Raw genomic sequence first — 12,606 nt, forward strand, 5'->3', positions numbered from 1 at the left:
TCTCATGAACTACCGTCACGCCTTTCACGCCGGCGGCTTTGCCGACGTCATCAAGCACATCGTGCTGGTGCGAATCCTGCTCTATCTGCAGGAAAAGCCGGCGGCGCTCCGCCTCATCGACACCCATGCCGGCGCCGGCCTCTATGATCTCACCTCCGACGAGGCACGGCGCGGCGGCGAATGGCTGACCGGAATCGCGCGCGTGATGCAGGCGCGATTCTCGAACGAAGCGCTGCCGCTGGTACTGCCTTATCTCGACATTGTGAGAGCCTTCAGCCCGCCGGGCGAACTGAAGGCCTATCCGGGCTCGCCCTTGATCGCACGGGCGCTGCTCCGGCCCCAGGATCGCCTCACCGCTTGCGAGCTCGAGCCGGAGGCGCGCAAACGCCTGATCGACGCGCTGCGCCGCGACGCCCAGGCGCGGGTGGTCGACCTCGATGGCTGGACCGCGCTGCCGGCCTTCGTCCCGCCGAAAGAAAGGCGCGGCCTGGTCCTGATCGACCCGCCCTTTGAAGCCAAGGACGAGTTCGAGCGGCTGGCGCAAGGCTTTTCGGAGGCGTTCGCCAAATGGCCGACCGGCAGCTATCTGCTGTGGTATCCGGTCAAAAGCCGTCGCGTGACCGACGATCTCGCACGGCATGTCGCTTTCGAGACAGGCAACAGCAAGCCGGCCGGCAAGTGCCTGCGACTCGAATTCAGCGTCGCGCCTCGCGAAGCTGAGAGCGGCCTGGTCTCGACCGGGCTCTTGATCGTCAATCCGCCCTGGACGCTTGCCGGTGAACTCAGAATGATCCTGCCCGAGCTGGAAAAGCCCTTGGGCCAAGGCGGCGCGGGCCGATTCAGGCTGGAGACGCCCAAACCTTAACCAACGCCGTTGCTGAAAACTCCCACTCGACCATAGGCAACTTGCCCGGAACCGTATTATGCTTGTCACGTTAGGACTGGCTTTACGTTCCGCTTCCGCGAATGGTTGCGGCGGAGTGACGAGGCCGAAGAAAAATCCAGGCGGGTCGGTGGCGTGACACAGGTCCGCTGAGGTGGCCAAGCTTCCGGCAGCGAATGTCCGGTCACCCGCTACGTGAGTTGCGCGTAGCGGCGGTGCAATGCGGGGGAGGAGTTTCCCGATGGCCATGACTGGGACAGTCAAATTCTTCAATGGAGAGCGCGGCTACGGCTTCATCAAGCCTGACGACGGCGGCCGCGATGTGTTCGTTCACATCACCGCAGTCGAACGCGCAGGACTAAAGGATTTGACCGAAGGACAGCGTATTACGTTCGACGTCGAACCAGACAAGAAGGGCAAAGGCCCCAAGGCGGTCAATCTGGTGATTTCATCGTGAGCCCTTGCGCTCACGCTGAAGCGGACTGAAGTCTCGGGTAACGATTTGCCGGGCGGCGCCCCGCTCGCACAGGCATGTGCGCGATCTCGCGCGTCAGTTCGGCATAAAAAAATTCCGGCCGCCTGCGACGGCCGGAAGGTTGTCGTCGATCGTTTTCTTATTCTTCGAAGTGATTGGTTAGAGCGTTTTCGAGCGAAGTGGACACCGGTTCGCGTGAAGAAAACGCGTCAAAACTAGAATCTAGAGCTTCGGTTCTGATTCAATCAGAACCGAAAACTCTAGAAGTGATAGTTCACGCCGGCACGGATGACGCCGAAATGGTAGCCGTTCGACGCGCCGGTGATGATGAAGTTGCTGCTGGCGAGATCGACATAGAGATATTCGAGCTTGGCGCTCCAGTTCGGTGCAAAGGCCATCTCGGCGCCAAGGCCGGCGGTCCAGCCGACATTGGTCTTGGACTCCGACAGGCCGAAAGTTTCGGCCCGCAATTCGCCGAACGCTAGGCCGGCGGTGGCGTAGAAGAGCACGTTCTGGAATGCGTAGCCGCCGCGGCCGCGGATGGTGCCGAACCAGGGATTCGAGAACTTCCACGGCGCAAAGGTTTCTTCCGCGCCGGTGGCCTGGATGTCGCCTTCGGCGCCGAACACCCACGGGCCGTTGGTCCAGTTGTAGCCGATCTGCGCGCCGCCCGCGAAACCCGACGGCTTGGTCGGGTTGTTGTTTACGCCGCCCCAGGCATAGCCGAAATTGCCGCCGAGATAGGGCCCTGCCCAGCTCATGGCGTTGAGCGGCTGGTTGACGGTATAGGGCCCGCGATAATCGGCCGCTGCTGACGACGTCGTCCATCCCCCGACCAACAGCGCCAGCAGGCGCAAGACGACAAACCGCTTCATCGCAACCACTCCAGAACGCAACAGCCGCGACCTGCCGGTTGCGAAGGCCGGCGTGGTTACGGAATTCACTGTTTTTTCGGGAAGATTTATCGAAAGTTTTAAGTTAAAGCCTTGTTAAGGGCGGTTACCGCCCCCTCATCAATCTTAATGAAGCGTTACCGGCGCAAGGCTTTCCACTCGGAGCCCGATGCTGGCGATGGCGGCCGGCAGCGCCTAGTTTAGGCCCATGGATCACGATTCTACCGACCATCCGAAGGCGTCCGTGCCCAAAGGAGCGCGCCACGGCGGAAACCCAGACTTGCCGCCGCAGGACCTCGCGCTCGTCACCGGCGACGTCGATCCGGCGACGTCGGCCGCGGAGGAGGACGAGGACGCGCGGCTGCCCGAGGTTCCCGAGGAACCGGCGGAGGCCGTCGCCGAAGGTACGCTCGCGGTCGGCCATGCCGCGATCGAGAATGCGGTGCGGCTCGCCCCGACCTCGCCGGGCGTCTACCGCATGCTCAACGCGGCCAACGACGTGCTGTATGTCGGCAAAGCGAAGAACGTCCGCAAACGGCTTTCGTCCTATGCCCGGCCCAACGCGCCGCTGCCGGCGCGCATCCTGCGCATGATCGCGGCGACGGTGAATGTCGAGATCGTCTCGACCACCACCGAGACCGAGGCGCTGCTGCTCGAGGCCAACCTCATCAAGCAGCTCCGGCCGCGCTTCAACGTGCAGCTACGCGACGACAAATCGTTTCCCTACATCCTGATCACGGGCGACCATTGGGCGCCGCAGATCCTCAAGCATCGCGGCGCGCAGACGCGGCCCGGGCGGTATTTCGGCCCGTTCGCCTCCGCCGGCGCCGTCAACCGCACCATCACGGCGCTGCAGCGCGCGTTCCTGATCCGCTCCTGCACCGACGGCTTCTTCGAGAGCCGCACCCGCCCCTGCCTGCTCTACCAGATCCGCCGCTGCTCCGGTCCCTGCACCGGCGAGATCGATTTCCCTGGCTATGGCGAATTGGTGCGCGAGGCGACCGAGTTTCTGTCGGGCCGCAGCCATGCGGTGAAGCAGGAGCTTGCCGGCGAAATGGAGAAGGCTTCCGCCGAGCTCGAATTCGAGACCGCCGCGCTCTACCGCGATCGCCTCGCCGCGCTGTCGGCGATCCAGTCGCAGCAGGGCATCAACCCGCGCACGGTGGAGGAAGCCGACGTGTTCGCCATCCATCAGGAGGGCGGCTATTCCTGCGTCGAGGTATTCTTCTTCCGCACCGGCCAGAATTGGGGCAACCGCGCCTATTTCCCGCGCGCGGAAAAATCGTTCACGCCGGAGGAGGTGCTCTCCTCCTTCCTCGCGCAGTTCTACGACGACAAGCCGCCGCCGAAGCTCATTTTGCTCTCGCACGAGGTCGAGGACGCCGAGCTGCTCGCCGACGCGCTGTCGGTCAAGGCGGGTCGCAAGGTGGAGGTTTCAGTTCCCAAGCGCGGCGAGAAGAAAGAGCTGGTCACCCATGCGCTGACCAATGCCCGCGAGGCGCTCGGCCGCAAGCTCGCGGACACCGCGACCCAAGGCCGGCTGCTCGAAGGCATGGCCACGACGCTCGGCCTGCCCCAGGCGCCGAAGCGCATCGAGGTCTACGACAACAGCCACATCCAGGGCACCAACGCGGTCGGCGCCATGATCGTGGCGGGTCCCGACGGGTTCATGAAGAACCAGTACCGCAAGTTCAACATCAAGTCGGAAGGGCTTACGCCTGGCGACGACTACGCGATGATGCGCGAGGTGCTGGAACGGCGCTTCAAGCGGCTGCTGAAGCCCGCCGAGGGCGAGGAGGCCAAGGTCAAGGCTGACGACGATTCCTTCCCGCAATGGCCGGACCTCGTCATCATCGACGGCGGCCGTGGGCAGTTGAACGCGGTGAAGGAGATTTTCGACCAGCTCGGGCTGACCCAGGTATCGCTGATGGCGGTGGCCAAGGGGCCGGACCGCGACGCCGGCCGCGAAACGCTGTTCATGCCCGATCGCGAGGCCATCAAGCTGGAGCCGCGCGATCCCGTGCTGTATTTCATCCAGCGGCTGCGCGACGAGGCGCACCGGTTCGTGATCGGCTCGCACCGCAAGCTGCGCAAGAAGGACATCCGTGAGGCCGGCTTACAGGAAATTCCCGGTATCGGTCCCTCGCGCAAGCGTGCGCTGCTGCATCATTTCGGAACGCTGAAGGAGATCGAGCGCGCCTCGATCGCCGACCTTGGCAAGGTTCCCGGTGTCAGCGCCGAGAGTGCGCGGAAGATCTTCGAGTTTTTCCACTCCCAGCCGGGGGGCTAGAGAGATGGAGTCATCAAGGCGTCGCCTGCAGCGGACCATCTTATGCGCCCACGGTTGACCTCGACGCTTCAGCGGTATTGGTAAGACGGATGAACATGGCGACCACAAGGGGGCAGCCCAAGACCCTGTCCCTCCCGAATATCCTGACCTACGCCCGCATCGCCGCCATCCCGGTGGTGGTCGGCTGCATCTATGTGCAGGCGATCATGGACGGCCCGCTCTGGCTGCGCTGGGTGGCGGTCGCGATCTTTATTGCCGCCGGGATCACCGATTACCTCGACGGCTATTATGCCCGGATCTGGAACCAGCAGTCGGCGTTCGGCCGGATGCTGGACCCGATCGCCGACAAGCTCCTGGTTGCCTCCTGCCTGCTGATGCTGGCCGCGGACGGCATCATCCACGGCTGGACGCTGTGGGCGGCGATCGTGATCCTCTGCCGCGAGATCCTGGTGTCGGGCCTGCGCGAATACCTCGCCGGCCTGCGCGTCAGCGTTCCCGTGACCAAGCTCGCCAAATGGAAGACCACGGTGCAGCTCGTCGCGATCGGCTTCCTGCTGGCGGGCGAGGCCGGCGATCAGATGGTCCCGGTAGTGACGCTGATCGGGCTGGCGCTGCTGTGGATCTCCGCGATCGTCACGATCTACACCGGCTACGATTATTTCCGCGCCGGCATCCATCATCTCATCAAGGAGGATGAAGGATGAAGGTGAAATATTTCGCCTGGGTCCGCGAGCGCATCGGCAGGGCCGAGGAGACCATCGAGCCGCCGGCCGATATCCGCACCATTGGCGAGCTGATCGATTGGCTTGCCGGGCGCGACGAAGCCTCCGCCTATGCCTTCGAGAAGCCGAAGGTGATCCGCGCCGCGATCGACCACGCCCACGTCCAGCAGGACGCCGCGATATCGGGCGCGCGCGAGATCGCGTTCTTTCCGCCGATGACAGGCGGCTGAGCCACAACATGACCGCGATTGCGACCATCCGCATCCAGGACGCCGATTTCGACATCGCGCAGGAGATTGCCGCGCTCGGCAAGGGCCGCACCGATATCGGCGCCGTTGTCAGCTTCAGTGGCATCTGCCGCGGCAGCGAGAACGGCGAGCCGATCGCGGCGCTGACGCTGGAGCACTATCCCGGCATGGCGGAAGCCGAGATCAGGCGTCACGCGGAAGAAGCCATGTCGCGCTGGCCGCTGTCCGGTCTTACTGTCATTCACCGCGTCGGTCGCATCACGCCGGGCGAGAACATCGTGCTGGTGGTAACGGCGTCGCAGCACCGGCAGGCCGCGTTCCAGGCCGCCGAATTCCTGATGGACTACCTCAAGACTAGCGCGCCGTTCTGGAAGCGCGAGGAAAGCGCGCGGGGATCGAGCTGGATCGAGGCGCGCGACCATGATGACGCGGCAGCCGCGCGCTGGACCAAGTCCTGATGGCCAAACGTACCACGCCGGCTGCCAAGGGTAGCCGATCTGCAGCGAAGTCCCCCAAGGTTGCCGCGGGCGAGCTCAAGACGCTGCTCGATTTCGTCCGCTATGCGGTGAGCCGCTTCACCGAGTCAAAGCTCGTGTTCGCGCACGGCACCACCGATCCGGTGGCCGAGGCCGCTTTCCTGGTCTGCGAAACCCTGCACCTGCATCCCGATCAGTTCGACCAGTTCGCCGGCGCACGCGTCACCGCGCATGAGGGCAAGCGGATCCTCGATCTGATCGAGCGCCGCATCGCGACGCGGAAGCCGGCCGCCTATCTCGTCAACAAGATCTACATGCGCGGCCTGCCCTTCTATGTCGACGAGCGCACCATCGTGCCGCGCTCCTTCATCGGCGAGCTGCTGGATTCGCATTTCGCCGGCGATGAGGAAGGCGGCTCGCTGATCGACGATCCCTTGTCCGTCGTGACCGTGCTCGACCTCTGCACCGGCTCCGGATGCCTTGCGATCCTCGCCAGCCAAAGCTTCCCGAATGCCGATATCGACGCCGTCGATATCTCCAAGGACGCGCTGGCGGTCGCCGCGCGCAACGTCCGGGATTATGGACTCGAGGATCGGCTGACGCTGCACCAGGGCGACCTGTTCAAACCGCTCGTGGGCAGGCGTTACGACCTCATCATCTCCAATCCGCCCTATGTCGATGCGCTCGGCATGGCCTCGCTGCCGCGCGAATGCCGCGCCGAGCCGAAACTCGCCTTCGACGGCGGCGCCGACGGGCTCGACATCGTCAGGCGCATCCTCGACGAGGCGCCGCAGCATCTGACTCCGGAAGGTGGGCTGCTCTGCGAGATCGGCCGCGGGCGCGAGGTCCTGGAAGCCGCCTATCCGCACTTGCCGCTGCTCTGGCTCGATACCGAGGATTCCGAAGGCGAAGTGTTCTGGATCAGCGCATCCGATCTCTCGTCGGTTTGACGCTTTTCTTCGCAACGAGTGTCCGCTTCGCGCGATGACGCCGCGTGACGCAGTGCAACGCGGCGGAAATATCGCAGCTCGCGCCGTTCACCTCGCCCAGCGAAGCTGATACTTTCAAGGCAAATCAGCTCACGCGATCAACGAGGCCCCCATGCTGGACAAGAGCCCCCGCCCCGCCGCCGTCAACGTTCCCAACGATCTCGCCGCGCATTGGATGCCGTTCACCGCCAACCGCGCCTTCAAGAAGCAGCCGCGGCTGCTCGCCGGCTCCAAGGACATGCACTATTTCACCGTCGACGGCCGCCAGATCATCGACGCAGCCGCCGGCATGTGGTGCTGCAACGCAGGCCATGGCCGCACCCAGATTGCCGAAGCAATCGCCAAGCAGGCCGCGGCGATGGACTACGCGCCACCGTTCCAGTTCGGCATCCCGCAAGCCTTCGAGCTCGCCAGCCGCATCGCCGACCTGGCGCCCGAAGGACTCGACAACGTGTTCTTCTGCAATTCGGGCTCGGAAGCGGCCGACACCGCGCTGAAGATCGCGCTGGCCTATCACCAGATCAGCGGCCAGGGCAGCCGCATCCGCCTGATCGGCCGCGAACGCGGCTATCACGGCGTCGGCTTCGGCGGCACCTCCGTCGGCGGCATCGTCGGCAACCGCAAGCTGTTCGGCTCGCTGCTCACCGGCGTCGATCATCTGCCGGCGACCTATGACCGCGGGAAGCAGGCCTTCACCAAGGGCGAGCCGGACTATGGCGTGCATTTCGCCGATGAGCTGGAGCGCCTCGTCAACCTGCACGGCGCCAACACGATTGCCGCCGTGATCGTCGAGCCGATGGCTGGCTCGACCGGCGTGCTGCCGGCGCCGAAGGGTTATCTGAAGCGGCTGCGCGAGATCACCGAGAGGCATGGCATTCTCCTGATCTTCGACGAGGTCATCACCGGCTATGGCCGGCTCGGCTTTGCCTTCGCTGCGGAGCGCTATGGCGTGACGCCCGACATGATCACCTTCGCCAAGGGCATCACCAATGGCGCGGCTCCAATGGGCGGCGTGATCGTGCGCGGCGCCATCCACGACGCCTTCATGAATGGCCCTGAGCATGTGGTCGAGCTGACCCATGGCTACACCTATTCGGCCCATCCGCTGGCCTGTGCCGCCGGCCTTGCGACGCTCGACATCTATCGCGAGGAGAAGCTGTTCGAACGCGCAAGCAAGCTCGAGCCGAAATTCGCCGACGCCGTGATGTCGCTGCGCGAGCAGCCGAACGTGGTCGATATCCGCACCGTCGGCCTCACCGCCGGCATCGATCTCGCCCCGATCGCGGATGGCCCTGGCAAGCGCGGCTTCGCCGCACTCAACAGCGCCTTCCACGACAACGACCTGATGCTGCGGATCGCCGGCGACTCGCTGTGCCTGACGCCGCCCTTGATCGTCAGCGAGGATCAGATCGGCGAGATCGTCGACAAGGTCGGCAAGATCATCCGCGCGGTGGCGTAGCGTTCGATTTTGCTGGACCCTCATCCTGAGAGGGTGAGGCGATAGGTTGGAATGCGCTTTGCTCGCAATGAAGCAGGCGAGTTCTGATTCAAATGTCCCTCAGTCATTCCGGGGCATCGCAAAGCGATGAGCCCGGAATCCATTTCTCCACATGCGGTTGCGGCTCGATGGATTCCGGGCTCGCGCCAAGAGGCGCGCCCCGGAATGACGGAGAGGGTCGTCGTTCCGGAACATTCAAATCCGGCTCACGTTCATCCGAACCAGGGACAACTCCTCGCTGGAGGAATCCGATGTCCGACGCGCGCCCCGGACAGGGCGAGAATTGGCTCTTGATCGCGGCGACGACGATCCTGCTCCTTCTCGTCCATCGCTTTCTTCAGCCCGATCCGAAGCCCGCGCCCGCCCACAACGCTATAGACCCGGCGAGAGCGCCGGGCCGTTTCGCCCGCGAACTGGCCGAACCCGGCAGGGGACGCCGGGCGGAGAGCCCGCTCCAGATCCCGCTCGCGGGCTGGAGGGACATCCTGTGGCGCTGCTATCAGCGCATCAATGACGACCGCCTGCTCGCCACCGCCGCAGGCGTCGTGTTCTACGGCCTCTTGGCGGTGTTCCCGACCATCACCGCGCTGGTCTCGTTTTACGGGCTCTATGCCGATCCTTCGACCATCACCAGGAATCTTCAGACATTGGCGCTGATGCTGCCGGAAGGCTCGTTCCAGATCGTGCAGGATCAGATCGGCCGGGTGCTCGCGAAGGGCACCGGAGAATTGGGCGCGACCTTCCTGTTCGGGCTGGCGCTCGCGGTCTGGAGCGCCAATGCCGGAATGAAGGCCGTGATCGATGCGCTCAATGTCGCCTATGACGAGCGCGAGACACGCGGCTTCATTCGATTGAACCTGATCTCGCTCGCCCTCACCCTCAGCGCGATCGCAGCCCTCCTGGTGATGGTGAGCGCGGTGGTCGTGCTTCCCCTGCTGCTCGATCGTCTTGGGCTGAAGCCCGAAAGCCAGCTTCTCGTCAGCCTTGGGCGATGGCCGCTGCTGTTCCTGATCCTGGCGGCCGGGCTCGCGGTGCTCTACCGGTATGGACCGAGTCGCCGCGCGCCGCGTTGGGAATGGCTCAGCATCGGGACGCTGGCTTCCGCGCTGCTCTGGATCGCCGGCTCAGCGGCGCTGTCCTGGTATCTATCGAATTTCGGAAACTACACGGCTACCTATGGATCGCTTGGCGCGGCCATCGGGCTGATGATGTGGATGTGGATGTCGACCAGCATCATGTTGCTGGGTGCGGAGCTGAATGCGGAGATCGAGCACCAGACCGCGGTGGACACAACCATAGGCCGCCCGAAGCCGCTTGGCACCCGCAAGGCCGAGGTCGCCGACACGGTTGGACCGGCGGTTTCGTAAGCCTCCCGAAGAACGCTAGCCTGCCGAATCAAACTTGATGGTACAGTAGTCCCGCTTGGGGGAACGCAGACAAGACCGCGCCTAAGAGGCCCGTGTTTTCCCGGGTGGGACAGCCGAGGTGGACAGCCAAACTTGAGGGCGTAACGCGCGGACATGATTCGCATTTCGACGATCTTCATCGCCATCTGCATGGTTCTGGTCGCGGCCTCGCTTGGCCTTGTGCTCTATTCGGTCGCTGGCATCAGCGGAACCGAATCGGCCATCGTGGCGCTGACCGCGTTGACCTTCATGATCCTCTACAATGCCGTGTCGCTGCGGCTGCGCGACCGCTCCGATGTCGGCGGCCAGATCGCGGACCTCTCCCGCGGCACCGCCGATCTCGCCCGCCAGGTTGCCGAATTCGGCCGCCGGCTCGCCGCCGTCGAGGGCCGCGTGGTGTCGGCCAATTCCGCCAGCGCCGACCGCCTGCAGGCGGTGGTCGGCGAAATCAACGAGCTCGGCAATCTGGTGAAGCAGCTTGCGGCCTCCGTCGCCAGCCATGAAGACATGCTGGCAACCGCTGCGGGCGCGCCTTCGAGTGGGCCCGCAGCAGAGCTGGAACCGGAGCCACGCGCTACCGCTCCAGCTCCGGTAGCTGGCACCGTGTGGAGGGCCGCAGCTCTGACGACGGCCCCACAGGTTTTCTCAGCGGCGCCGGCACCGGCGGTATCCACTCCGGCCGAGGCCATCGAGGCCTCGCGCAGCCAGGGTCAGTTGCTCACCACCATCAGGAATGCGATCGAGGCCAACCGGCTCGACCTCTACCTGCAGCCGATGGTGACGCTGCCGCAGCGCAAGGTGCGCTACTATGAAGCGGTCACGCGGCTGCGCGACGAGCGCGACCAGATCGTCGCCGCCGACGAGTTCATCGGCGCAGCGGAAGCCGGCGGCCTGATCGGGCGCATCGACCACATGGTGATGTTGCGCTGTGTCCAAGTGCTGCGCCGGCTGATGGTCCGCAACAAGGATGTCGGCATATTCTGCAACGTCTCCGCAGCGACGCTCGGCAACGCCGTCAATTTCACCCAGTGCCTGGATTTCCTCGAAGCCAATCGGGCGCTGGCCCCATCCTTCGTGCTCGAATTCAAGCAGTCGACTTTCCGCAATCTCGGCCCGACCGAGAGCGAGCATCTCGCCGCGCTGTCGCAGCGCGGCTATCGCTTCTCGATCGACAACGTCGGCGACCTCCGTTTCGAGCCGCGCGAGCTCGCCGACCGCGGCGTGCGCTTCATCAAGGTGCCGGCGGCATTGTTGCTCGATCCCAGGCAGAGCTCGACCTCGGATATTCACCCCTCAGATCTGTCCGACCTGCTCGGCCGCTACGGCATCGATCTGATCGCGGAGAAGATCGAAGGCGAGCGCGCCGTCGTCGACCTGCTCGACTACGACGTACGGTTCGGCCAGGGGTTCCTGTTCGCGCCGCCGCGGCCGTTGCGGCCCGAAGGCGCATCTGCTACCGCCGGGGCCTCGCCGCCCAAGCCGCAGGAAGCCAATGGCGCCAACACTCCCCTCCCCCAGAATAGCCCGACCATCGACCCGCCACAGCGGGTTACCGGCAATGCCGCGCTGGCGCGCCGCGTCGTGGGCCCGGGTTAGGGTATGATGCGGTTAGAGCAACGTGTTGCCGCCTCGGAGGTGCCGACCTCTCCCACAGGGAGAGGTCGCGCCGAAGGCGCGGGTGAGGGGTTACGCTCTCTCGTGGGACCTGTACCCCCTCACCCGATTTGCGCTGGACGATGCTTCGCATCGCCAGGAGCAAATCGACCTCTCCCCGCTGGGGAGAGGTGGGAGCCCGCGGCCACGGCACTCGACGCAACAATCACTTCACTCTAGGCAACGCGCGATCATGACCTCACTTCACTTTGTCGAGCGGCTGCGCGATGTCGTTGGCGACGTCGACGTGGTGCTCTCCGACGTCTGGGGCGTGGTGCATAACGGGCTCGAGTCGTTTCCCGAGGCCTGCGAGGCGCTGCACACGTTCCGCCAGCGGGGCGGCACCGTCATCCTGATCACCAACGCGCCGCGGCCGGCCGACTCGGTGCAGCGCCAATTGCGCAAATTGGGCGTGGCCGACGAGACCTATGATGCGATCGTCTCGTCCGGGGACCTGACCCGGCATTTCGTCGCCGAGCATCCCGGCAAGAAGATCCACTGGGTCGGCCCGGAGCGCGACTCCTCGATCCACCGCGGCCTCGATGCGCCGCTGACGCCGCTGGAACAGGCCGATTACATCATCTGCACCGGCCTGTTCGATGACGAGACCGAGACTCCGGAAGACTATCGCGCGATGCTCCTGAAGGCGCGCGAACGCAAGCTTTCACTGATTTGCGCCAATCCCGATATCGTGGTCGAGCGCGGCGACCGGCTGATTTATTGCGCCGGCGCGATCGCCGAGCTCTATCGCGAGCTTGGCGGCGAAGCGATCTTCTACGGCAAGCCGCACCAGCCGATCTACGAGCGCGCGATGCAACTGGCGGCCGAACGGGCTGGCCATCCGGTCGAACTCAATCGCGTGCTGGCGATCGGGGATTCCGTGCGCACCGACATTGCGGGCGCCAAGGGCTTTGGCATCGACTGCCTGTTCGTGACCCGCGGCATCCATTCCGAAGAGTTCGAAGGCGTCGACCAGCTCGATCCGGCCTCGGTGACGGAGCTGTTCGGCCACCCGCCGAAGGCGCTGATCCGGGAGTTGAGGTGGTAGTGAGTTGAGAGGGCGCGCCCTCTCT

At 64.6% G+C, this 12,606-nt stretch carries 12 protein-coding genes; 11 read left to right on the forward strand and 1 reads right to left on the reverse strand.

Annotated features, from left to right (window positions below; translation table 11 throughout):
- Positions 1-4: 4 nt before the first annotated feature.
- The gene (locus tag AC5ZG1_RS01555) at positions 5-865 is read left to right on the forward strand and encodes a 23S rRNA (adenine(2030)-N(6))-methyltransferase RlmJ (RefSeq protein ID WP_130229533.1); all 861 of its coding nucleotides are present in this window, start codon (positions 5-7) and stop codon (positions 863-865) included.
- A 259-nt stretch (positions 866-1,124) separates the two neighbouring features.
- Positions 1,125-1,340: a cold-shock protein gene (locus tag AC5ZG1_RS01560; protein ID WP_027581161.1), complete on the forward strand. Its 216-nt coding sequence runs from the start codon at positions 1,125-1,127 to the stop codon at positions 1,338-1,340.
- Between the two features lie 278 nt (positions 1,341-1,618).
- Here AC5ZG1_RS01560 and AC5ZG1_RS01565 read toward each other — a convergent pair whose 3' ends face one another.
- Positions 1,619-2,233, reverse strand: a complete 615-nt coding sequence (locus tag AC5ZG1_RS01565; RefSeq protein ID WP_456645912.1) for an outer membrane protein — start codon at positions 2,231-2,233, stop codon at positions 1,619-1,621.
- Between the two features lie 226 nt (positions 2,234-2,459).
- Between AC5ZG1_RS01565 and uvrC the strand changes: the two genes are divergently transcribed.
- From uvrC to AC5ZG1_RS01610, 9 genes are all read left to right on the forward strand, one after another.
- The gene (uvrC, locus tag AC5ZG1_RS01570) at positions 2,460-4,541 is read left to right on the forward strand and encodes an excinuclease ABC subunit UvrC (protein WP_456645911.1); all 2,082 of its coding nucleotides are present in this window, start codon (positions 2,460-2,462) and stop codon (positions 4,539-4,541) included.
- Positions 4,542-4,630: 89 nt separating this feature from the next.
- Positions 4,631-5,245 carry a CDP-diacylglycerol--glycerol-3-phosphate 3-phosphatidyltransferase gene (pgsA, locus tag AC5ZG1_RS01575; protein WP_130229534.1) on the forward strand — a complete coding sequence of 205 codons (615 nt, stop codon included), beginning with the start codon at positions 4,631-4,633 and terminating at the stop codon, positions 5,243-5,245.
- The gene (gene moaD / locus AC5ZG1_RS01580; RefSeq protein WP_028163917.1) at positions 5,242-5,493 is read left to right on the forward strand and encodes a molybdopterin converting factor subunit 1; all 252 of its coding nucleotides are present in this window, start codon (positions 5,242-5,244) and stop codon (positions 5,491-5,493) included. The genes pgsA and moaD overlap by 4 nt, the downstream gene beginning before the upstream one ends.
- An 8-nt stretch (positions 5,494-5,501) precedes the next feature.
- Complete coding sequence (locus AC5ZG1_RS01585; RefSeq protein ID WP_130229535.1) at positions 5,502-5,969, forward strand: molybdenum cofactor biosynthesis protein MoaE; 468 nt, start codon at positions 5,502-5,504, stop codon at positions 5,967-5,969.
- A complete protein-coding gene (prmB, locus tag AC5ZG1_RS01590) occupies positions 5,969-6,937 on the forward strand; it encodes a 50S ribosomal protein L3 N(5)-glutamine methyltransferase (RefSeq protein ID WP_456645910.1) in 969 nt (322 codons plus the stop codon). Before AC5ZG1_RS01585 ends, prmB begins: the two co-directional genes overlap by 1 nt.
- A gap of 151 nt (positions 6,938-7,088) precedes the next feature.
- Positions 7,089-8,435: an omega-aminotransferase AptA gene (gene aptA / locus AC5ZG1_RS01595; protein ID WP_456645909.1), complete on the forward strand. Its 1,347-nt coding sequence runs from the start codon at positions 7,089-7,091 to the stop codon at positions 8,433-8,435.
- Positions 8,436-8,725: 290 nt separating this feature from the next.
- On the forward strand, positions 8,726-9,841 hold the full coding sequence (locus tag AC5ZG1_RS01600) for a YihY/virulence factor BrkB family protein (RefSeq protein ID WP_496131803.1): 1,116 nt from the start codon (positions 8,726-8,728) through the stop codon (positions 9,839-9,841).
- A gap of 153 nt (positions 9,842-9,994) precedes the next feature.
- Positions 9,995-11,476 (forward strand): EAL domain-containing protein, encoded by a 1,482-nt coding sequence (locus tag AC5ZG1_RS01605; protein WP_456645907.1) that lies wholly within the window; start codon positions 9,995-9,997, stop codon positions 11,474-11,476.
- Between the two features lie 250 nt (positions 11,477-11,726).
- On the forward strand, positions 11,727-12,581 hold the full coding sequence (locus AC5ZG1_RS01610; protein ID WP_028163923.1) for a TIGR01459 family HAD-type hydrolase: 855 nt from the start codon (positions 11,727-11,729) through the stop codon (positions 12,579-12,581).
- Positions 12,582-12,606 lie beyond the last annotated feature (25 nt).

It is taken from the genome of Bradyrhizobium sp. Leo78 (assembly GCF_059512425.1).

Bases quoted from the DNA above. Each gene is read 5' to 3' on its own strand.
- AC5ZG1_RS01555 (WP_130229533.1), top strand. From the start codon at position 5: ATGAACTACCGTCACGCCTTTCACGCCGGCGGCTTTGCCGACGTCATC.
- AC5ZG1_RS01560 (WP_027581161.1), top strand. From the start codon at position 1,125: ATGGCCATGACTGGGACAGTCAAATTCTTCAATGGAGAGCGCGGCTAC.
- AC5ZG1_RS01565 (WP_456645912.1), bottom strand. From the start codon at position 2,233: ATGAAGCGGTTTGTCGTCTTGCGCCTGCTGGCGCTGTTGGTCGGGGGA.
- uvrC (WP_456645911.1), top strand. From the start codon at position 2,460: ATGGATCACGATTCTACCGACCATCCGAAGGCGTCCGTGCCCAAAGGA.
- pgsA (WP_130229534.1), top strand. From the start codon at position 4,631: ATGAACATGGCGACCACAAGGGGGCAGCCCAAGACCCTGTCCCTCCCG.
- moaD (WP_028163917.1), top strand. From the start codon at position 5,242: ATGAAGGTGAAATATTTCGCCTGGGTCCGCGAGCGCATCGGCAGGGCC.
- AC5ZG1_RS01585 (WP_130229535.1), top strand. From the start codon at position 5,502: ATGACCGCGATTGCGACCATCCGCATCCAGGACGCCGATTTCGACATC.
- prmB (WP_456645910.1), top strand. From the start codon at position 5,969: ATGGCCAAACGTACCACGCCGGCTGCCAAGGGTAGCCGATCTGCAGCG.
- aptA (WP_456645909.1), top strand. From the start codon at position 7,089: ATGCTGGACAAGAGCCCCCGCCCCGCCGCCGTCAACGTTCCCAACGAT.
- AC5ZG1_RS01600 (WP_496131803.1), top strand. From the start codon at position 8,726: ATGTCCGACGCGCGCCCCGGACAGGGCGAGAATTGGCTCTTGATCGCG.
- AC5ZG1_RS01605 (WP_456645907.1), top strand. From the start codon at position 9,995: ATGATTCGCATTTCGACGATCTTCATCGCCATCTGCATGGTTCTGGTC.
- AC5ZG1_RS01610 (WP_028163923.1), top strand. From the start codon at position 11,727: ATGACCTCACTTCACTTTGTCGAGCGGCTGCGCGATGTCGTTGGCGAC.